Origin of the sequence: Erwinia psidii (assembly GCF_003846135.1) — a bacterium.
GTDB lineage: Bacteria > Pseudomonadota > Gammaproteobacteria > Enterobacterales > Enterobacteriaceae > Erwinia > Erwinia psidii.
Map to the genome: position 1 here is coordinate 102,759 of NZ_RHHM01000001.1, position 23,015 is coordinate 125,773.

The 23,015-nt window shown below is 49.3% G+C and carries 14 protein-coding genes and 1 pseudogene; 9 read left to right on the forward strand and 6 right to left on the reverse strand.

The annotated features are described in order from the left end of the window. Nucleotides 1–47: 47 nt before the first annotated feature. The 4 genes and pseudogenes from EB241_RS00435 to EB241_RS00445 form a co-directional block, all read right to left on the reverse strand. Entirely contained in the window at nt 48–1,442 is a 1,395-nt protein-coding gene (locus EB241_RS00435) for a LysM peptidoglycan-binding domain-containing protein (RefSeq protein WP_233592502.1), read from the reverse strand. Then, nucleotides 1,442–3,591: pseudogene (locus EB241_RS00440) on the reverse strand (type VI secretion system Vgr family protein). The gene EB241_RS00435 and the pseudogene EB241_RS00440 overlap by 1 nt, the downstream one beginning before the upstream one ends. A 12-nt stretch (nt 3,592–3,603) precedes the next feature. Further along, the gene (locus EB241_RS21225) at nt 3,604–3,792 is read right to left on the reverse strand and encodes a hypothetical protein (RefSeq protein ID WP_233592503.1); all 189 of its coding nucleotides are present in this window, start codon (nt 3,790–3,792) and stop codon (nt 3,604–3,606) included. Between the two features lie 345 nt (nt 3,793–4,137). Further along, nucleotides 4,138–10,692: a hypothetical protein gene (locus EB241_RS00445; protein ID WP_124231272.1), complete on the reverse strand. Its 6,555-nt coding sequence runs from the start codon at nt 10,690–10,692 to the stop codon at nt 4,138–4,140. 257 nt (nt 10,693–10,949) lie between these two features. Here EB241_RS00445 and EB241_RS00450 point away from each other — a divergent pair, with 257 nt between their 5' ends. Further along, the gene (locus EB241_RS00450) at nt 10,950–11,207 is read left to right on the forward strand and encodes a hypothetical protein (RefSeq protein ID WP_124231273.1); all 258 of its coding nucleotides are present in this window, start codon (nt 10,950–10,952) and stop codon (nt 11,205–11,207) included. Next, nucleotides 11,207–11,632, forward strand: coding sequence for a GNAT family N-acetyltransferase (locus tag EB241_RS00455; protein WP_124231274.1), 426 nt, complete (start codon nt 11,207–11,209; stop codon nt 11,630–11,632). Before EB241_RS00450 ends, EB241_RS00455 begins: the two co-directional genes overlap by 1 nt. 22 nt (nt 11,633–11,654) lie before the next feature. Here the strand turns inward: EB241_RS00455 and apbC are convergent, their stop codons facing one another. After that, nucleotides 11,655–12,764 carry an iron-sulfur cluster carrier protein ApbC gene (apbC, locus tag EB241_RS00460; protein ID WP_124231275.1) on the reverse strand — a complete coding sequence of 370 codons (1,110 nt, stop codon included), beginning with the start codon at nt 12,762–12,764 and terminating at the stop codon, nt 11,655–11,657. Between the two features lie 149 nt (nt 12,765–12,913). On the opposite strand from apbC, the gene metG reads away from it, so the two are divergent. The 6 genes from metG (at nt 12,914) to sanA (ending at nt 20,042) form a co-directional block, all read left to right on the forward strand. Continuing rightward, a complete protein-coding gene (gene metG / locus EB241_RS00465; protein WP_267431904.1) occupies nt 12,914–14,971 on the forward strand; it encodes a methionine--tRNA ligase in 2,058 nt (685 codons plus the stop codon). Between the two features lie 181 nt (nt 14,972–15,152). Beyond that, complete coding sequence (locus EB241_RS00470) at nt 15,153–15,548, forward strand: CidA/LrgA family protein (protein WP_124231276.1); 396 nt, start codon at nt 15,153–15,155, stop codon at nt 15,546–15,548. Further along, complete coding sequence (locus EB241_RS00475; RefSeq protein ID WP_124231277.1) at nt 15,541–16,233, forward strand: CidB/LrgB family autolysis modulator; 693 nt, start codon at nt 15,541–15,543, stop codon at nt 16,231–16,233. Before EB241_RS00470 ends, EB241_RS00475 begins: the two co-directional genes overlap by 8 nt. Nucleotides 16,234–16,360: 127 nt before the next feature. Continuing rightward, entirely contained in the window at nt 16,361–17,245 is an 885-nt protein-coding gene (cdd, locus tag EB241_RS00480; RefSeq protein ID WP_124231278.1) for a cytidine deaminase, read from the forward strand. Nucleotides 17,246–17,364: 119 nt separating this feature from the next. Next, a complete protein-coding gene (locus EB241_RS00485) occupies nt 17,365–19,062 on the forward strand; it encodes an NAD-dependent malic enzyme (protein WP_124231279.1) in 1,698 nt (565 codons plus the stop codon). A 254-nt stretch (nt 19,063–19,316) separates the two neighbouring features. Continuing rightward, nucleotides 19,317–20,042 (forward strand): outer membrane permeability protein SanA, encoded by a 726-nt coding sequence (sanA, locus tag EB241_RS00490; RefSeq protein WP_124231280.1) that lies wholly within the window; start codon nt 19,317–19,319, stop codon nt 20,040–20,042. Between the two features lie 492 nt (nt 20,043–20,534). Here sanA and EB241_RS00495 read toward each other — a convergent pair whose 3' ends face one another. Then, nucleotides 20,535–21,350: an AraC family transcriptional regulator gene (locus tag EB241_RS00495; RefSeq protein ID WP_124231281.1), complete on the reverse strand. Its 816-nt coding sequence runs from the start codon at nt 21,348–21,350 to the stop codon at nt 20,535–20,537. 281 nt (nt 21,351–21,631) lie between these two features. Here EB241_RS00495 and EB241_RS00500 point away from each other — a divergent pair, with 281 nt between their 5' ends. Then, nucleotides 21,632–23,011 (forward strand): MFS transporter, encoded by a 1,380-nt coding sequence (locus EB241_RS00500; RefSeq protein WP_124231282.1) that lies wholly within the window; start codon nt 21,632–21,634, stop codon nt 23,009–23,011. Nucleotides 23,012–23,015: the final 4 nt, after the last annotated feature.

Genomic DNA, 23,015 nt, shown 5'->3' on the forward strand with positions numbered 1-23,015 from the left:
GCATCGCCCAGCCCCAGATGATGGGTCAGATAAAAGATTTTGGCCTTCTACGCATCATTTACCGTATCCACCCGGTAGCCTGCCGTCTGTAGCCGGGCAAGGTTATACAGCCCGTAATCCACCGCCGCCATAATGATAAACTCCGGCTCATAACGCAGATTGAGCCATGCCTGAAGCGCCTTTGTGGCATGAGGCGGATAAGGCGTTATTCCCCTGAGCAATCGGTTACTGATAATCTGCTGCTTTGTCCACCAGGTGCCCGCCTCAATCTCAAACATCGGCAGGATAATTTGCTGATAGGTTTTCGGGTGATATTCAATATTGTTCAGCGCATCCCGCTTTGGCTTATTTGCCAGTACGCCACGTTCACGGGCCTGTTCATTCAGATACGTCCCTTCCCGAAAGGTCTCATCAATCCAGGTGGCATTTAAAAACTGCGTCATGCCGGCGGCGGAACTGTTGTAAATCACCACGCCTTCGGCTGATTCGCCCTGCTGTTCTTTTAATGCTCTGGCAGCCTTCGTTTTCTCCCGACTTATTGCGACTGAATCTTTATTCCAGACACCTTTAATCTGAGCGGATTCAGCATTAATGACGGCGGCAATACTTTGCGGAATAATGCCACTGCGCTCAGATGCGGCGATGATCTGATCCCAGTAAGCCAGATTCCTGCCCAGCTGGAGATCATATTTGTTCGGGCAGGTATGATTGATCTGGATAACCGGATTACCCTTGCTGTCCCGTCCACTGACGACGGTATTGACCGGGTGTTTATCAAGATCAATACGGCCTGCCCGGTCTTTAACGGGTTCAGTCACGCCCTTTACCCGCACTTTCGGACTGGTCAGTCTGATACCACTTTTCCCCTCTGACGGCGTAAATTTCGCCACTTCCTTAACCCCGTGTGCGCCGTTGACAAACACGCGGATCTGCTGCGCTTTCGCCATGACGTAATCCTGAATACTGCCGAGTTCATCCGTTACCGATTCATACACATCGCCCGCAGCCGACTCGATTCGAACTTTCAACTTTTGCAGCGGTTTTTCTATCAGGTCTTCAAAGGCGAAGGAGAGCGTGCAGGAGGTATCAGCCTGCGCCGCCAGACTGACAACCTCCGCCTGAGTCAGGCTGTACTGACGCACCGGGAGTTTGAGCACCTGCCCCGGAAAAATCAGCGACGCGTTGCGAAGCTGGTTCAGCTCAGCCAGTTCTCTAACGGTGCAGCCATGCTCCTGCGCGATTTCACTGAGCGAATCACCAAACTGTACCGTCACCTCAGTTGCAGACGGGTTGAGTGATACAGTGCTGTCCAGCGTTATCGGCTTGTCTTTGGGGTCAACGGCACAGCGCCAGTCAGCCGACCAGCCCAGCAGACCGTCAAATTTACGGGGCATCACATCCGCTTGCGGAAATATCGGTACGTAACTGTCTTCCCTTGCCATTATTCTTTTTCCTCCGGCATAAATTTAAATACAGGCGCACTCTCTGACCTGCAGTCCTTTCCGCTGGTAACAGCAATAATGTGTTTAGGGGTGTTCCCCATCGCGGGCAGGTCAAGCGGCATGGAGGCAGGGGCGCATAACCCGAAACGTTTAACCCTGCGGGTATAGGTCCCCGTTGTACCGTATTCGATTTTTCCGGCCTCAATTTTCAGGTAGCTGCCACCACCAATCAGCGTGATACGCTTTTTACCCTGAAAAAGGATGTCGCTCAGGCTGGTGATGCTCACCTTTTGCTCCGCACTCAGGTGCATGCTGCCGCCCTGCGCCTGAAACTGCACCGGGCCTTCGCTGGAAATGATGCTGAGTTTTCCGGTGTGCGCAAACAGGCCGATGCTGTCACCCGCCAGGGCAGCCACATTCCCCATTGCCCCGATGCTGATATCTCCGCCCGCGTTCATGGCAATGTTGCCTGCCGCCGTCAGCTGCATATGCTCCCCGCTGGTGAAGGCCATTCCCTCCGGGGCGGAAAAGTGAATCATTTCATTAAGCGGCTTTAGCCGTTTATCAAACATCTCAGTCTGGCTGGCGATATCGGCCTGTAGTGCCCGCGCCTGCGCCGCTACCATATCCAGCTGCTTTATCTGCGCCTGACAGATTTCAATCTCACGCAGGGCGGTTGCCATATCAAGTACATCACCAACGGCCTTACGCTGTCCGTCAGCGGTGACAAGTAGCCCCTTTGCCACACGAATCACGCCATATTCGTCGGTACGCAGTTCAAAGCCGCTGCCACGTGGTTTGCCCTGTGCGTCGGTAACGTACCCCTGATTAAGCTGTGTTGCGCCGTAAGGTGTGGTGAGGGCGACATGCTCCTCTTCCCGCCTGTCGTCCATACGCAGTTCATTGTCGCCCGCCGTGCACAGGATATTCTGGCTGTTGTTGTTGCGGGTCACGATATCAGCGTGCTCTGAGTCGTGGAAAGCCTACGCGATGTAAGGCAGGTCAGAGTCGCCTGCACGGAAAGCCACAGCGACCTCTGTACCGTGCACCAGCGGGAAATGAAAGCCGTGCATGTCGCCCGCCACGGATTTTGACAGTCTCAGCCAGGGGAAGGAATAGCCTGGCTCACAGTCCTGGTCACGGTCAAAGTCCAGGCGTATCCGGTAACGTCCCTGAGCATCCAGCCAGGCATAAGGTTCATCCGGTGTGCGACTGTCCACCCGACCGGGCAACGTGCCATGAATTTCCGGGCGGGGAATTTCCGGCGGGCGGTAACAGCAACGCTCGGTATAGGGCATGCCCCAGACGGAAACATGCAGACGCGAATCGCGGGAGGCGATAAAGGTGACAAGACCGATAACCACGCCTTCGCGCATTTCTTCAATAATATCGCCCTGCGGCTCCAGCACCTGTCCGGGGGTAAGGCCGGATGCATTACTGAAAAGATGCAGAATGGCTGAGCGATTCAGCGCCCGCTCATGGTGAATACGGGCACAGAACGCGCCACTTTCGGTTTCCGGCTCCGGGTCAGTATCATCACCCGCCGTTAACTGCGTGCCACCGTAGCGGTAATCTTCACCTGTTGTTGCGGCATTATTGCGCACAGTCACATCCGCAGAGACCGGTCGCGCCCAGTCCCGGTAATTATCGTTGCGGGTGCTCACGCTGTCGGTGACAACATTATGCCAGGTACGCACGCCCCAGCAGCTTTCCTCTGCACCGTCGTACAGGCCGGAAGGTCAGCATAAGGCAGGGTGATATGAAACTCGTAGTTAAGCTGGCTGTCGGCAAAAATCAGCGTTTCCTGCCGGGTGACAGCGTTCATTTCTGAAAGGAACCAGATGCCCACCTCAGTGAGAATACGCTGAATAAACTGCAAATCGGTTTCGCGCCACTGGGTTATCAGCTCGCGTTCAGGATACTGACGCTCCAGACGAAAATCAAAATCAGCGCCCTCCAGTCCGTGATGGCGCAACAGATGCTCAACCAGCTCCGGCACGGACATATTCTGGTAAATGGCACAGCGGCGAGTTCGGGACAGCAGGGCCAGACGGGATTCAAGACAGACGGCATAGTGTGACTGGTCGGCGCTGGTGCCCAGACATTTCAGAAAGGTGATAATGCCGTGAACCTCTTTGCCGTTACGCATCCTCAGGCTGGCCTACTTCAACAGGACATCCTGCCCGGCAATACCGCCGGATGGGGTGGTGAACTCAATATTCCAGGAAAATGGCTCGCTCAGGGCTTCACGGCCCCTGAACCACAGCATATTGGGGCACACCGGACTGTTATGAATGCAAAGTGAATAGTGGGATTGTCCTGTTTCGGCAGTAGCCTGTGCAAATTCCATTTCGTTCTCCCTGTCGGTAATGGAGGGTAAACCGGTTTAATTTTTCATCATATCCCTGATAAAAGCGAAGAAATATTCACAGTCATACAAAGTAATCAGATATCCTTCGCAGGCTCCTGTACATGCCACCCAACTCAAGGAGCCAGATGAACATCTGACAAGGGCCACTCTGATTGTGGTATCCCTCGCTTTGTAAGAACGGTTCCACGTCGGGTCCGCGCCCTCTGGCTGTAGAGCAGAGGGGTATCGCGGACACGCTCATAATTGATACAGTCACCCTGCATGGTCACGAAGCAGACGCGGTTATCCGGGTGAAGATGGTATTCAGAGCTGGGGCTAATTCTTTCAATGCCCACCATCTTTTGTAACAGTGCCAAATTGAGGACGAGATTGTGAAAATAGCATTTTTAATAAGATTTTTCTCATATTGATGACTTTATCATCCTCGCTGGAAGAAGCACTCCTTATGTTACGATATGCCGGATTAATTATAACTGCCCCATCTTCGTTAACAGTATATTTTTTATCCATGTATTCAATAAATTCAACATAGGAATCCGCATTATTTTTTATAAAATCGGTAACAAAATTTGGAGAACGGGATATTTCAAATGCAGCCTGATAATGCGGTTGCCCCACGAATTCATCTTGCCGCATATCGAAAAAAGTTCGTATTTCGTAATCAGGAACAACCTGAATCATTTCCACCACACTATTAACATTTTTCCATTCACCTAATTTCTGTGATATTGGTGTCATAGTGCCTATGAATGAATCTGACAGATAAATATAATCCAGTGTACCAACAAAGTGCGACATTTCATGCATTACTGTTCTGTGAGGTGCTAAATTTGGTGCAGCAACATTCATAAAAACTGTTTTCCCTGCATCAGTTGGATACACTTTGCCTACGAGGAGATGTCCGGCATCAACTTCACCGCCAGCTTCCGCACCAAAAAAACAAACATTGGAAAAGTTATTATTGACTGTCATGGCGGTCATATGATTTACATGATAACTACGAGATGAAAGGCTAGCAAGAATATCATCCACTTGCTGTTCAGTAAGTTCTGCCCACATTCTTCTGACATCATCTCTTAACTGGTTTCTTAATAGCCCCCCCCCATCAAGCCGGAATGCCTCCTGAAATATATGATTGCTTTTACTTACCAATGTATCAGTCGAAACAAAACTCTGAATTATAAAATTTGCATTTCGGTGAAGAGCGCCATCAATATGTCTGAGATTTTCTACGCCAATATTACCATAGCCATACATGGCGTATCCATCGGTAATAAAATCGGCATAAACCTCTTGAGGCGTGTGTCCATCTGGAATAAATCGCACATATGAATCAGCAACTTTCTGCTGATAAGCGTGATAGGCATTATTATATTGCACTACTGCATTCTGCCCGGCTTGCTCAACATCATTTATTACGGCATCAATATCTGCCTGAAAGATCATACTTCTGGGCCAAATATTTTTGAAATCTATCCCTATTAGTTCTAAATTCTTCTTTCCAACTCGTTCTCTTAGCTTGTTATAATAAATACCATCAGACATACTGATACCTTCATCAATTTTTCCCTCCAGATTATGAAGAGTTGCATCCAGCGAGTCACATGAAGAAGAAACAAAATTTCCCGTACTGTCCATTTGATAATTATTAAAACTACGCTCCAGTTCCGCTGGCTTGGGTATAATAATTTTATCACTTTTAATCATCGATGTCAGGGGCTCGTCGGCAATACTTTTACTGATACCAATACGAACTGCATCTTTAATCTGACTTTCAGCTACAGCAAGATCAGCATCATGTAAAACAAGTGATTTTATTTCATTATCAACATTATCAATCAACGCCGTTTTTATCAGCGACGTTACTTTAATAGGTAAATCAATATTGGTAACTGTATCAATAACCATTGCTGCCACATCACTTTTTGTAACAGGCATTCCATTTATTATCTTACGAGCAACAAGAGCAAAAGAAATAAACGGTATAGGAGCGTAAGTTAGAATTTCCCCCAAAACATCTTCTGCATCATTATAAACAACCTTCATCATCTCTATCTTTTCATATAATGTATTCTTAATCTGACGGTGAAGAATGCTTTCTACTGAACCATTCTCATCAGGAGATGTTTTTTCAAGAACAAGAAGTTCCCGTTTTCCCCACGAATAAATATCAGTGCTTACTTCATTGTCAGAAATAGAAAGAGAATCGCAATCCATCACCAGATAGTTGGTATTTGGATTGTTATCGACAAATGAATAAGTAAACTCATCTTCTTTAGAATAGAATAAATTTACAGATTTAATAATTGAATCAGTTACTTCTTTGTCTATATCTTTATGACGCTTATCATAATACTCCAACGAATAAGGAGCTAAGTCCTTAACTATCGCATCGATCTCACCAAGCTTAGGTTCATGATCCACTGGAGGAATATATCTGACAGCGCTCTTATTATCGAAAGCAACAGAAATAATAACACTGTTATCCTGCGTTATTACAATCACAACATCATCATCCCTTGGGGGGGCCTTATAATTATTTCCTGGTCGAGACAAATGTTTATACGTATATACTTTTTTAGGTGGCAAATCTAACTGTTTGACATCAATACCTGATTTCCTAAACCTTGCGCCTGATATTTGGGTTACGTCCTTATCCATATTTTGCGAAGTATACATCTTAGTAAATTGCGATGAAAACTCGGAAAAAGAATGGCCAGGAATCTCCGATCTTCTTTTTATATCCTTAATTGAAAAATAAGTACTCGGAAGGTAAAAACCTTCAGCAATCTGCTCCAGATGTTCGGCTGTGCTATGCGCATTTTTAAATAAAACTCTTATTCTGCTGGTTGATATATAAGATATAAGTGCTTTTATTTTCATCTTTTCTGAATCAGAATTAACAATGCCGGAGAAATTCAGTCTTTTGTTATCAACATTGGTATTATCAAAATATTTCATTATTGAATGAATATCATTTTTAAATGAAGAGTTGTAGAATACAGACCAGTACATTGCTGCCAGATTTTGAACGTGATATGCCTCTGGCTTTCCACTTACAACAATTGCATTATAGAGGTTCAAATACTTCAATCTTTCATGCTTATCCGATGATGATTCCGTTATTTTGTAAAGATGTTTAACGGCTGCAATTTTCACATCTTCAATGTTATCCTTTGCATATTTCGATTGTTGCAAAGGCATATAAGGCGATACATATTCATCATTGACAACACTACATTCTGAAACAATACTATCCATGTAGTTAATTGCCTCATATCTTTCTCTCAATTCAATCTTCATATTTAGCAATTGAGTATTCACATCCTTGAGTTTTTGCAGGTTTTTATCAAACAACTCCTTACTGACACCAACTTTGTATATTTCACCTTCCACAACCTTTTTTATGTTTTCCAGTTCATTTATTTTAGAAGTAATAACCTTCTCAGTAAATGACTTCACATCATCATTCGCATCTAATTCAGCAGAAACTATTTTTATTGCAAGAGTTAACTCGCTATCAACAATAGAATTTCTTTGACTTTTAGAGAATAAAGAAAGCTTCCCATTCTCTATAGCATCGATAAGTTTCTTACGATATGGCCCTGGATTTTTTGATTTTATTAAGTCAATTGCAACTTCAATTTCTTTTGTTATTTTATTGTTATACAGTGCCTGTGACTCTTTCTTCATATTATAAAAAAAACCAGAACTTAATAATCCCTCTTCTGAAACAGAGTTTATCTTTTGTATATCAACGCCAGTGACTTTCGATAATAGAATTGTTGAAAATTCAGTTCTCAACTTAGGATCACTAAGTGATGGCAGTACATACTCCGACACAAACAAATTAATAATTGAATGCCGATACTTGTTAAAATCCTGCTTACTTAATTCGCCTCGATGAAATTTACCCAGTGCAATATTAAAATCATTATCCACTACTTCTGTTTTAGATGAAATTTCCTTAATAATAATTTGCATTTGGGACATAAATGCATCATTACTGTTTTTTATTTCAACTGGTGTACTAATTATATCTTTATCATCTTTATTTGACAGACAGTCATCAAACTTCGAATTGAAAGCTTCCTGATATCTTTCTAATAAAATCGCATACTCACCACCGATATCAGACTTAATAAATCCATTACCTTCATGCTGGTGTTCAGTTTGCTCTTTAAACATATTATTAATGGCCGATAATTTATCCAGCTCATTGCGATAATTAGGATTACCTCCATTTTCCCCAAGAAGAAAATAAACTGATTTAATTTTTTCCCTGATTGCTTTTACAGATGAGTCATCGACACTCCCCTTAGAATCAAAATCATAAAGCCCTCCAAATACAGTTTGTACCTTTCGAATTACCTGCGTTAGTTTATTGACATGCTGTCCTATTGGTGAATCATTATCCATGTAAGAGAGTGGGAGGCTAATTGTTTTTTTTATCTCATTTTCAACCACATCAAAAACTTTTAATATAATATCCTTTTGCGTATAAGCTTTTATATTTTCACTGACATCCTTCTTTATAATTTCATAACAGTCCGATTTTTTATCTAAATATGGAAGCAGAAGATAATTCATGAATTTGTATTTAAAATTCATATTTAACTTATCTATGTGATATTTACGATCTTTAATTTTTTTTATTTGCTTGAAATTTTTCCCTCTGATTTTTTTTTGCATGTAATTATCCAAATTACGTTGCATAATTTTTAAACCTGTAAATTTCTGCACATCCTCCTTACTAAAATCCTCATAAAAGGCATCATGATCAAATACTCTCAAATTCCCAAGCATTGAGGTAAATAGCATTGTTAACGCCTTTGGTGTCTTAACATAGCTAACACCATTTATTTTCTTCATGATACCCTTTCGCGATAATATTTTTTTCAGAAGGAGCCTGACAAATTTTGCACTTTCATTTTGTTTTTCATCATCTTTAATACCCAGGATTTTATTTTCAACCAGTTGAAAGAAAGACTTTTTATCTAAAAAATAATCGGAATCAACTGTCCCATCTGATTTAATTCCTTTTTTATTTATATCTGCATCCATTTGAAGGTAATTTATAGTTTTTTCATCAGTAAAAACCGCACTATAATCATGCATAGCATCCAATATTTTTTCTCTTACACCTTCCTGCGTATATGCTTTCTCAGGCGAAATTAATTCTTTCTTTTTTTTCTTTGCATTTTTTTCTTCCAAACTTTGCTTTATATATGGATTAGATTTTAGATTCCCATCAAGCACAGAAGCAGCCTGTACACCGTCTTGTTTATAGCTACTGGTTGTTTTCAGCAAACCTGGATCGCTTTTTTCTCTGTGATTCACCCCAAACGAAGCAGCCTGTACACCGTCTTGTTCATTGCTACTGGTTGTTTTCAGCAAACCCGGATCGCTTTTTTCTCTGTGATTCCCACCCAACATAGAAGCGGCCTGTACACCGTCTTGTTTATGGGTACTGTTTGTTTTCAGCAAGCCTGGATCGTTTTTTTCTCTATCGTTCCACGCCAATCTGTTGTACGCCCACCACAGCGATTTTCCCAACATTAAAACCCCGGTCAGACCAGTCACGGTTACAGGTACATATTTTACCCAACCCGGCCTCATCTGTGATGCGGCAACAGGCAAGGCGACTGCCATCCCCGTGACTGGTAGCAAAGGTTTATCGCCACCATCGTTGGTTACTGGCGGAATTATCTCCGTTTCCGGTTCGTTTTTGCGTACGACGGTGTTCTCTGCCGTTTTTCTGAGCGGCTCAGGATAAGCAATACCGTCACATTTCGTATTAAAATACGTGTCAGTGATGACCTTTTCGTTTGTCTGCTGGCGGGTTTCAGTTTTGTGGGTGGCACAGTAAAGCAGGTCTGTCAGTCCGCTTTCCTGCCGGAGTTTTTCCATCGCGAGGGAATGCGCCTGTTCAGCGACAGAGAGACGCTCAGCTTTATCCGGGGCAGACGGGGGTTTGTTGTGGACCATCGCCTGGGTGTAAGCCTCAGGGTTAGTGGTCGAATTTGACGAAAATGCAGTAATTGATGGTGATGAGGAAAGACAGTCAACAGAAGCATCACATACATATCCAGTCATTTTTATACTGGTATCCACCTCAAAAGCCGAAACACGCTGAGGTGATTGCGTTATTCCACTGGATACCCTGCTGGAGGAAGTGTCATTGCGAGCCATATCCCCCAGTGCATTCCAGTAATGACTGGCACGAATAAAGAGGTTTGCCATAAATGCCGGGACCTTAAGCACACCACGCTTCGGCGCCCCCTCATCTTTCATCCAGCGTCCGGCAACAATGGCCGTAACAGCCAGTGCGGTATACAGATGGGCGGGGAAGTGATTTTCCTCGCTATTGAGAAACTGTTGCAAACAGGTGCCGTCAGTCCAGCCAGTAACGGTATCACGGATAAAGGCTGCCAGTTGGGAAACAATATTCATATTGTCAGGCAGGCACCACGAGGCGATGCCAAGGGCATGCAGCGCTGCAGCATCAATATTCCTTTTCTCAGTGAGAGCGGTATACAGGCTGTTGGCAGCCATTACCAGGCTGGCCGGAGTTCCTGGAAGTATTTTTGAAACGCAGGCAGAGAGCATTTTGCTCTCCTCGTATTCTCCCAGAGTACGGATCAGCTGTTGAACACCACGGCGGCAGTCTTCTGTGAACGGGACCCGGAAATCTGCGGCGGCTTCTGCAGATGCCAGGTCAGCATGATCCCTGTCGCTGGCGTCAAACCAGGTCTCGTTCATTTCAAGGAGGTCAATGGCATCAAACCAGATGTCATGCTCTTGAGGAGTTGAGATATCAGAGGTTGCTGTCGTTTTACTTACTGAGGGTTGATTTGTGGTTGAGTTGACAGTTGGCATATTTTTTCACTTTCATTGGATTAGCTATCTCTATTTAAATCAATTCAAGAACCCTTGATTTCAAAAAACGCTTTATCTCTGCTGTGATTGATGCGGTAAATTAAGTGTTCCGATCTTATTCACCTAAAGTGTATGTTGCACTCGCCGCTACTATTGACAATCCGTGATGGTTCCAGCCCGCAACGTATGGCAAAGTCCGCCGCCAGCAAAACCGGATATAATTACGCCTGAGAACCCGCCAGACAACGGTAACTAAAATGACCAGACCGCTAAATGAACAGTACGGAATAAGCGTTGCAGCGCTACAAATGCTGCAATACCTCCGAGAAATTGCCCGTGGCGACCGCGCATTTACCGTGCAGGATATTCAGCTAAACAGCCGCTGTAACGTGACGCCTGCGGATAATTTTACCCTGCTGGATGAACTGTTCGAGGCCGGAAAAATTGATTTCGACTATCGTGGGAGCGGTGCAGACAGTGAAAGGCATGTTAAGCCCGTCTGGGGAGAAAACTGATGTCAGTGCGGCCTTTCATTGAATCAGACCGCCCTTTCTTACGCACGTTGTTTCTCGCCGCACGTCGGACAAACTGGCACTGGCTGGATGGCAGAGAGTGGCAGCTGGAGGATTTTGACCGCATCATTCTGGGGGAACGGGTTATGGTTGCCAACAGAGAGAGCCAACGCGTGGGATTTGCCGCCGTGTTACCCAATGATAATTTCCTGCACAGTCTGTTTGTCGATCCCGACTGGCAGGGGCGCGGCATCGGCAGTGAACTGCTCCGGGCAGTACACCAGAGTTTCACCTCTACCGGAAAGCTGAAATGCATGAGCGCCAATCGCCGTGCGCTGGATTTCTATCAGCAACACGGCTGGCAGCAGATTGGCAGCGGCGAAGGCGACCAGGGACCCTATCTGTTGCTGCACTACCGCCTGAAATAAGCGCCCTCCCCGACCGAGGGCATCACACCGCGCGAAAAGCGATATCTTCCGGGATAATCTCGCCAAGCCAGAACAGCTGTGAGGCCACCAGCCCTGCAAGCTGTCGGTACATCGCGGTAAACTCACTGTCAGGCCGGCGCACCACCGTCGGCTGCCCGTCATCAAGATCCTCACGCAGGGAGATGTGTAGCGGCATCTGGCCCAGCAGCCGGGTATGATACTGCTCCACAAGCTTTTCGGCTCCGCCAGTACCAAAAATCGCTTCGTGATGCCCACACTGGCTGCAAATGTGCATGCTCATATTTTCCACCACGCCCAGCACAGGTACGCTGACCTTATCAAACATCACAATCCCTTTGCGCGCATCGATCAACGCCACATCCTGTGGCGTGGTCACCACCACCGCGCCAGTCACCGGCACATTTTGTGCCAGCGTCAGCTGGATGTCTCCGGTGCCCGGCGGCATATCCAGCACCAGATAGTCCAGCTCCGGCCACAGGGTTTCATTCAGCAACTGCATCAGCGCCTTGCTGGCCATCGGGCCGCGCCATACCATGGCATTATCATCGGTGACCAGGTAGCCAATGGAATTGGTGGCCAAACCGTGTGCCATGATCGGCGCCATATGTTTGCCATCCGGCGATGTTGGCCGCTCATCCTGCGTACCGAGCATATCCGGGACAGAAGGACCGTAGATATCCGCATCGAGCAGCCCCACTTTCGCCCCTTCCGCCTTCAGCGCCAGGGCCAGATTAACTGCGGTGCTGGATTTGCCCACCCCACCTTTACCTGAACTGACCGCAATGATGTTTTTTACCCCGTTAACGCCGGGATGGTTTTTCACCCGCTTAAGGGTCGCTGTCTGGCAATTCAGCCGCCAGCGAATGGCGGCAGCACCGGTAAGGCGCAGTAATTCCGCGCTGCTGGCTTCTTTAAGCGCATCAAAACCGCTTTGCCAGGCAAATGGCATCACCAGATCGATGTGCAGGGTATTATCCATCAGCGCACAGTGGCGCAATGCCTTCAGGCTGGTGAGGTTCTGCTCAAGTGTCGGATGTTCAAAGGTGCTTAATACTCCCATCACCACGGCACGCAGCGCTTCCGGTGAGTGCTTTTGATCAGGCGGTAACATTTTCCCGGCTCCTTGTATCATTGTCAGTTTTATCCACCGGAGCATATCAGATATGGTCTCTGGCAGGGGTAGCCCTGCAAAAAACGTCGCTGCCGGTGCGGGATTGTTTACGCAGGGAGCCGCTTTCGGTTACCATCGACCCCCCTCTTTTGAACAGGTATGAGCTAAGTCTTACTATGACTCAAGTCGCGAAAAAATTATTGGTAACGTGCGCATTGCCGTACGCCAACGGCCCCATCCATCTCGGCCACATGCTCGAGCATATCCAGGCAGATATTTGGGTCCGTTACCAGCGAATGCGCGGCAACGAAGTTTACTTCATCTGTGCTGATGATGCCCACGGTACGCCGATTATGCTGAAAGCTCAGCAGCAGGGTATTGAACCGGAGCAGATGATTGCCGAAATGAGCCGGGAACATCAGACCGACCTGGCAGGTTTTGGTATCAGTTATGACAACTATCACTCCACGCACAGCGATGAGAACCGTGAACTGTCCGAACTGATCTATACCCGTTTAAAAGAGAACGGTTTTATTAAAAACCGCACCATTTCTCAGCTCTACGACCCGGAAAAAGGCATGTTCCTGCCGGACCGGTTTGTGAAGGGCAGCTGCCCGAAATGTAGGGCAGCAGATCAGTATGGCGACAACTGTGAAGTGTGTGGCGCAACCTACAGTCCGACCGAACTGATAGCACCGCAGTCAGTGGTGTCCGGTGCCACCCCGGAAATGCGCGACTCGGAGCATTTCTTTTTCGACCTGCCCGAATTCACCGCAATGCTTAAAGCGTGGACCCGTTCCGGTGCGTTGCAGGAACAGGTGGCCAACAAAATGCAGGAGTGGTTTGAGTCTGGGCTGCAACAGTGGGATATCTCCCGCGATGCGCCCTACTTTGGCTTTGAAATCCCGGATGCGCCAGGCAAATACTTCTACGTCTGGCTGGATGCGCCTATCGGCTATATGGGATCGTTCAAAAACCTCTGCGATCGCCGCGGTGACATCGATTTTGACGCCTTCTGGCACAAAAACTCTGACGCAGAGCTGTACCACTTTATTGGTAAAGACATCGTATATTTTCACAGCCTGTTCTGGCCTGCGATGCTGGAAGGCAGCAACTACCGTAAACCCACCAATCTGTTTGTTCATGGCTATGTGATGGTTAACGGCGCGAAAATGTCCAAATCGCGAGGCACCTTCATCAAAGCCAGTACCTGGCTGCAACACCTTGATGCCGACAGCCTGCGTTATTACTACGCCGCCAGACTCTCTTCACGTATTGATGATATTGACCTGAACCTGGAAGATTTTGTCCAACGCGTAAATGCCGACATCGTGAATAAAGTGGTGAATCTGGCTTCGCGCAACGCCGGTTTTATCACCAAACGCTTTGACGGAAAACTTTCCGCCGAGCTGGCAGACCCGGCGCTGTATAAAACCTTTACCGACGCCTCCGCCAGCATTGCCGAAGCGTGGGAAAGCCGTGAGTTCAGCCGCGCTATCCGTGAAATCATGACGCTGGCCGATGTGGCCAACCGCTATGTTGATGAACAGGCTCCGTGGGTAGTGGCGAAGCAGGAAGGCCGCGACGCTGACTTGCAGGCCATCTGTTCCATGGGTATTAATCTGTTCCGCGTGCTGATGACCTGGTTGAAACCGGTACTGCCAGGCCTGAGCGAACGGGCAGAGGCTTTCCTTAATCAACCCCTGAGCTGGGATGGCGTGCAACAGCCGCTGCACAACCATACCGTTGCCCCGTTCAGGGCGCTCTACGCGCGTGTTGAAATGGATAAAATCAATGCGTTGCTGGACGCGTCAAAACAGGAAGCCGCCGCCAGTAAGCCAGCCGTGAGTGGCCCACTGGCTGACACGCCGCTGCAGGAAACCATCACCTTTGATGACTTCAATAAAGTGGATATGCGTATTGCACTGATCAGCAAAGCTGAATATGTTGAAGGTTCCGATAAGCTACTGCGTCTGACGCTGGATCTGGGCGGCGAAACGCGCAATGTCTTTTCCGGTATTCGCGCCGCCTACCCGGACCCGACGGTGTTAGACGGGCGTCTGACCGTGATGGTGGCAAATCTCGCACCGCGCAAAATGCGCTTTGGGGTTTCCGAGGGGATGGTAATGGCCGCAGGTCCCGGCGGCAGTGATATTTTCCTGCTCTCTCCTGACAGCGGCGCCCAGCCCGGTATGCAGGTGAAATAACCTCACCGTGCTGGCATTGCGCAGCGCATTATGCCAGCCGGGAACAGGGTGACCACGTAAAGGGCGGATTTTCCGCCCTTTTTGCTGCCCCGATGCAGAGAGACCCGGTACAGAACTGTGATCGGTAGCACATTGAACGGTTTGAGCGTAAGATTCATCTGCCAGAAACCAGGAGCTTATCATGCGCAGCACGCTTTTCGCAGGCTGGCGTTATCTACGCGCCTTCCTGATTATTTATCTCTGTCTGTGGGCCGGGAATGGTATCGCCGGACTGCTGCCGGTGGTGATCCCCGGCAGTATCATCGGTATGTTAATTCTGTTTGCTCTGCTCACCAGCCAGCTGCTTCCTGTGGACTGGGTGAAACCGGGCAGCTATCTGCTGATCCGCTATATGGCGCTGCTGTTTGTTCCCATTAGCGTTGGCGTGATGAATTACACTGATATTCTCAGCGCGCAGTTTGGCCCGATTGTGGTTTCCGTAGTATTGAGCACATTTATCGTGTTAATCACTGTCGGTCTGGCCTCTCACCGGCTGCACAGCCGTCCGTTGATTAAGCAGGGAGCCAGTGATGAGTGATATCTGGTGGTCCCTGCCCCTGACGCTGGCGGTGTTTTTTGCCGCCCGTAAACTGGCCGCCAGGGTCAGGATCTCATTTTTCAATCCTCTGCTGATTTCGATGGCGGTTATTATTCCGCTGCTGTTGTTGATGAAGATGCCCTACGCCCGTTATTTTCAGGGCAGTCAACTGCTTAATCAGTTCCTGCAACCTGCGGTAATAGCGCTGGCGGTGCCCCTGTATGAACAACTGCACCAGATCCGGGCGCGTTGGAAGTCAATTATTGGCGTCTGTTTTATTGGCAGTCTGGCCGCGATGATCTCCGGTACGGCCATTGCATTGTGGATGGGGGCAACCACGCAAATCGCCGCAACCATTATGCCAAAGTCAGTCACCACCCCTATCGCGATGGCCGTTTCTGCCACGCTGGGGGGTATCCCGGCGATCAGCGCTATCTGCGTACTGATTGCCGGTGTCCTCGGTGCCGTGTTTGGCCATATGCTGCTGAATTTGCTTAACATCAATCTGAAATCAGCACGCGGGCTGGCAATAGGTAACGCCTCTCACGCACTGGGGACCGCTCGCTGTGCCGAAATGGATTACCAGGAAGGTGCTTACAGCTCGCTGGCACTGGTTATCTGCGGCATTATCACCTCACTGCTGGCCCCTTTTCTGTTTCCGCTGCTGCTGCACCTTTGGCGATGAAACATGCTCTGTATCGTGTATTTTGCATTTACGTTTCACTGATTACATAGTGAATGTGATAAAAATCACATACAGAAGCCAAGCGGCAGGCGATGATAGCGGGCCGTTACCGTGAGAGAGGCTTGCGATGCAACCCCGTTTCCAGACCGCATTTAATACCCTGCCCCCACTGTTACAGGCCGCCGTTGCGCCCTGTCTGCACGCCGATGATTTTCAGGCTTTTTTTACCCCGGATCAGGTTGCGGCAATGAAAAATCATAGCGGTCTTGACCTTCGTGAACTGATGTTTGCTTTGTTGCCGCTGGCGGCTGCCTGTGCCGTGACACCGCTGTCCGGTTTTAACGTCGGTGCGATCGCGCAGGGTAACAGTGGTCACCTCTGGCTTGGGGCTAATATGGAGTTTTCCGGCGCAGCCATGCAGCAAACCGTTCATGCCGAACAGAGCGCCATCACCCATGCCTGGCTACGGGGAGAGACGGGGCTTACGGCGATTGCCGTCAACTACACGCCCTGCGGCCACTGCCGGCAGTTTATGAATGAGCTGAACAGCGCGACCACCCTGGCCATTCATCTGCCGGGACGTGCGCCTGCCGTACTCGCTGACTATCTGCCGGATGCGTTTGGCCCGCGCGATCTGGACATCCAGACCCTGCTGTTGGATCCGGTCGATCACCGGCTGAACATCACCGGCGATCCACTCTGTCAGGCCGCATTGCGGGCCGCCAACCGCAGCCACGCCCCCTATTCTCAGGCACTGAGTGGTGTGGCGTTGCAAAGCCGCGACGGGGCGATTTTTTTTGGAAGCTATGCCGAGAATGCCGCATTTAATCCGAGCCTGCCGCCGTTACAGGCAGCCCTGATCCTGCTGAACCTCAGTGGCTATGATATAAAGGACATTCAACGCGCGGTGCTGGCAGAAGCACCTGATGCGAAACTGACCCAGCGCCACGCAACGGAGGCAACACTCAAAGCACTCGGATGCCACAATATCACCACCATACCTCTGCTTTAGTGCTGTCAATTGCACAAAACCAACCGCTTTTGTGGCCAGTTATTAACAAAAGCTGTACTTTCATATGAATTATTCTAGGATTGCCCCACAACATTACCATCCGAATGAGTATTACTGACATGGAACTCGAACACGAAAGTAAACGGCCACTTTATATCCCCTATGCTGGTCCTATTCTGCTGGAATTTCCCCTGCTGAATAAAGGCAGCGCATTCTCCGTTGAAGAACGCAATGAATTCAACCTGAGAGGACTGCTGCCGGAGACGGTGGAAACCATCGAAGAGCAGGCGCAGCGTGCCTGGCGTCAGTTCCAGGACTTCAAAAACGATAACGATAAGCATGTCTATCTGCGTAACATTCAGGACACCAACGAAACGCTGTTCTATCGTCTGCTGGACAATCATCTTGAAGAGATGATGCCGATTATTTACACCCCGACGGTTGGCGCCGCCTGTGAGCACTTCTCTGAAATCTATCGCCGCGCCCGTGGCGTGTTTATTTCCTACCCGAACCGAGACAATATTGAAGACATGCTGCAAAACGCCACCAAGCAGAATGTCAAAGTGATTGTGGTTACCGACGGCGAACGTATTCTCGGCCTGGGTGACCAGGGGATCGGCGGCATGGGCATTCCAATTGGTAAGCTTTCTCTGTATACCGCCTGTGGCGGCATCAGCCCGGCCTATACTCTGCCTATCGTGCTGGACGTGGGTACCAATAATCAGCAACTGCTCAACGACCCTCTGTATATGGGCTGGCGTCATCCGCGCATCACCGGTGAAGAGTACGATAAATTCGTCGACGAATTTATCCAGGCGGTGAAAAACCGCTGGCCGAACGTACTGTTGCAGTTTGAAGATTTCGCACAGAAAAACGCCATGCCACTACTGGAACGCTACCGGGATGAAGTGTGCTGCTTTAACGACGATATTCAGGGTACGGCGTCGGTGACGCTGGGCACCCTAATCGCGGCAAGTCATGCCGCAGGCAGCAAAATGAGCGAACAGAAGGTGGTATTCCTGGGGGCCGGCTCAGCCGGATGCGGTATTGCCGAGCAGATTGTCGCCCAGATGAAATCTGAAGGTCTGACTGATGATGAAGCACGCGCGCGCGTGTTTATGGTGGATCGTTTCGGTCTGCTGACCGATAAGCTGCCTAATCTGCTCAGTTTCCAGAGCAAGCTGGTGCAGAAAAGTGACAATCTTGCCAACTGGGATTCGTCGTCAGATTCGCTGTCACTGCTGGATGTGGTACGCAATGCCCACCCGGATATCCTGATTGGCGTCTCCGGTCAGCCCGGACTGTTCAGTGAAGAGATCATCCGGGAAATGCACAAACACTGTGCCCGTCCGATCGTGATGCCGCTGTCCAATCCAACGTCGCGCGTGGAAGCCACCCCGCAGGATATTCTGACCTGGACCGATGGTGCGGCGCTGGTTGCTACTGGCAGTCCGTTTTCACCGGTGATGTTAAAGGAAAAAACCTACCCCATCGCCCAGTGCAACAACTCCTATATTTTCCCTGGGATCGGTTTGGGTGTCATCGCTTCCGGCGCAACGCGCGTTACCGAGACCATGCTGATGGCGGCCAGCCGGGCGCTGGCTGACTGTTCCCCTCTGGTGAACGACGGTAAAGGCCCGGTGCTGCCGGAAGTGAAAGATATCCAGGGCGTGTCGAAGGTGATCGCTATGGCGGTTGGGAAAGCCGCTCAGGAGGCGGGGGTCGCGGTCGTCACATCAGAAGATGTGCTGTCCAGGGCCATCTCAGCTAACTTCTGGCTACCGCAGTATCGTCATTACCGTCGTACCTCAATCTGACGGTATTTACCGGGCGCATCGACGCCCGGTATGCTACTCACCGGATGGGACCTGAATCGTTCCCGGTCGGAGCCCCTCTTCAGCCCTTTTCACGTGGGTGGGTCGGACTGGCTTATTTTCCCTTTGCAGACAGCCATCATCTTCACTACAGTTTGTGCGAAATCCGGTCATCCGAAGTCTTGTTACTTGCTTCACCCCGCCGGGTAAAGTAGCCTTGAACCACCTTTTTTTGCGAAGTCTGAGCAGCGTCCGGCATGGTGAAACGCTTGATTTATGGCACGATTATCATCGCTATTTTGATGGTAGCGGCTGCGCTCGCCCTCGATCGCTGGATCAGTGTTAAAACCGCTCCGTGGGTTTACTCCAGTCTGAATTCGCTGCCGCACCGACAGGTCGGGGTGGTGTTGGGTACCGCAAAATATTACCGCACAGGCGGTATAAATCAGTATTACCTCTATCGCATACAGGGCGCCATCAACGCCTACAACAGTGGCAAGGTCAACTATCTGTTGCTCAGTGGCGACAATGCCCAGCAAAGTTACAACGAACCCATGACCATGCGCCGCGACCTGATTGCTGCAGGCGTTCCACCTTCAGATATCGTACTGGATTATGCCGGTTTTCGTACGCTCGACTCCATCGTGCGCACCCGTAAGGTCTTCGATACCAATGACTTTATTATTATCACCCAGCGTTTTCATTGTGAACGTGCGCTGTTTATCGCGCTACATATGGGCATTCAGGCACAATGTTATGCCGTACCCTCACCGAAAAACATGCTGAATATTCGCCTGCGGGAAGTGGGTGCACGGCTGGGGGCGCTGACCGATCTCTATCTGATGAAACGCGAACCCCGTTTTCTTGGGCCAATGGTGCCAATCCCGGCACGGCATGAAGTGCCGGAAGATACACAAAGCTATCCGGCGGTGACCCCCGAACAGCTGTTGGAATTACAGCAGAAGATCGGTAAATCGCTTTAGCAACGCCGCAGCCGTTGCTAAAGCGCCTCATCACGGCTGCAAACACAGCGGTTTTCACCGTGGGCAACGGCCCGCCCTGCTCAGACAAGAAGAGTTATGATGAAACCTTATGTTGCCCTGCTGTTTTTTGCTCTGGGACTGATGGGATGTGCCGCAGAGAAGGTTCCTGCAGAACACGGGGCCACAGGCAAAAAAAAGAGTGGGAAACCTTTATTGCCCCGCTTTCACACAAATCGCAGTCATCCGATCAAAGGCTGATCAACCGCATCGGGAAACCGCGGGAGCACTGAATGCGTGGCAGTCAGATCCCGTGCGCCATTGCGAACCTGAACAGTTGTTCCGAACAGTATATCGTCTGGTAACGTTGGGATTATTTCTTTGCTAATAACTACAGCTCTGGGGCCTTGATATTGGAGAGTTAAGTGGTGCAACGCTGATAATCCCTTGTGCCATAAGGCTTGCGTAAGGTGTAGCGGGATCAGGAACAGTTATTTAGTCTGAATTAATATGTTCGCGGCAGTAGCGCCTGCGCCATGCGGCCGGCGTGGTGCTACGCAGTTTACGAAATACCCGCCTGAAGTAAGCCGCATCATTAAAACCGCACAGCGCTGCCACCTCCGACAGCGTGACGGCATTGCTGAGCAGCATTTTCTCTGCCGCCATAATACGCTGTTGGTGAAGCGCCTGCGTCAGCGTCATGCTGAAGGTCTGGCGATACACCCGCCCAAGATAATCCACGTTGCAGTGCAGACGCTGCGCCAGTTCTGTCGCCCCGATCGGCAGATGGAACTGCGTGGCGATCAGTTTTTTTGCCTGCCAGGCCAGGGCAGCACCGGCGTCATTTTCCGCCGGCATAGCCGGACGGATACGCATAATTTCCTGCAATATCAGTATCAGCAATAATTCCAGAGAATAGCTGCGATCGCCGCGTTCCTGTTCATTTAAAAATAAACGAAATAACGTTAGCAGACTTTCTTCATCGGCTACCTGGCAGTGCTGGGGAATCGTTAACTGTAAAGATGGATTTTCCTGATGAGAATAAAGCATATCAAAATGTAGCCAGTAAAATTTTAATGCCTTATCAAAGGTCGAAATACCCTGATGCTTCCTGCCGGGGAATAACAACAGGCTTTCACCTTTTTTGAGAGTAAATATCCGTTGTTCTTCCCGCAAAGACAGCGTGCCGCTGATAACATAAATCAGCTCGTAAGAACTTAGTGTACGACCGGGATGCGTACCTGTTCCACGCGAGATAAACAGGCCGCCATTCTGCACTTTCAGTGGATGACTGATCGATAAAGACAGCATTCACCCCTCCCGATATGTGCTGAAAATAATCCGCAAAATAACACAGTCGCTGCAGGCTGAGCACATCATAAGCACGCGTTTTGATTTGCTTCACAAATTATTCAGCAGGTCGGAAATGTCCCGATTTACTGCCTGTTCCACCCCTTGCTGACAGAAAGGCAGCGTGCCAGATTAACTATCGGCTCATATCGGAAAATAGGTTTATTTATGCTTTTCTGACGTATCAGAAATCGCTCAGTCTGCTTATTAATTAACGTCCAGCCCCCATGAGGGAATAAACGATGCAAACGGAATTTGCTCAGTCACGTTATACGCCAATACCCATCACCGTGGGAGAGAAAATAGGTTACGGCCTCGGTGATGCTGGTGGCACAATCATTACCTGCATCATCGCTAATTTTCTGACTTTTTTTTATACCGATATTTTTGGCCTGACGCCTGCGTTGGTCGGCACGCTGTTTATTACCCTGCGGATCGTTGATGCTATCGCCGATCCCCTGATGGGCATTATCGCCGATCGCACGCAAAGCCGCTGGGGACGATTTCGCCCCTGGCAACTGTGGGCGGCGCTGCCGATTGGTATCGCGGGAATACTGACCTTCACCGTGCCGGATCTGAGCATGAACGGCAAAATCCTCTGGGCATTCGTCACCTACTTCATGCTGTCGATAGGTTATACCGCCATCAATGTACCCTACTGCGCGCTGATCACCACCATCACCAGCGACCACCGCGAGGTGATGTCCTGTCAGGCGTGGCGCTTTGTACTTTGCGGCATGGCTGGCTTTGTGGTCTCCGTCGGCCTGCCGTGGTTTGTCGGGCTGACGGGTAAAGACGACGCCGCGTCTGGCTACCAGCGCGGCGTCGCTCTGGTGTGTGCGGTGGCCGTTATCATGTTCCTGTGGTGCTTTTTCACGGTACGTGAACGGGTATCGCTACCGGAGTCCGGCAGATTCAGCGTTGGTGAACACCTGCGCGGCATGTTTAAAAATGACCAACTGCTGTTGATGCTGCTGATGTCTTTCCTGTTAATCAACGTCTATAACCTGCGTGGCGGCGGCTATATGTACTTTATCACTTACGTACTGAAAGGCAGCGCCAGCTATGCCTCACTGTTTTTTGGCATGGTGACGCTTGCCTCAATTCTGGGCGCTGTCATGGTTAATCAGCTCAATAAGCGGATCGACAGCGTAAGGCTGTATCAGGCAACCAACCTGCTGCTGGCGTTTTTTTCCGTTGCGCTGTGGTTTGTACCGACCGGGGCAGCTAACCAGTCACTGTGGCTGGGGCTGATTTTCATCCACTGCGTGATACTGGGTTTTACCCTGCCATTACACTTCTCACTGATGGCCTTTGCTGACGATTACGGCCACTGGAAGAACGGTATCCGCTCTTCCGGCATCAACTTTGCCTTTAACCTGTTTTTTATCAAACTCGCCTGGGCCTCAAGCGCCGGCATCATCAGTCTGGTATTTATCCTGGTCGCCTACCAGGCCGGTGAGGAGTATCAGACGAGCACCTCACTGACCGGCATCACGCTGTTTGAAACCTTGCTGCCCGCTGCACTGCACCTGCTGCTGGCTGGCTGCCTGTGCTTTTGCAAGCTGAATACCTCCATGCTGGCACGGATCTCCCACGATCTGGCCACCGAATGTAAATAAGGAG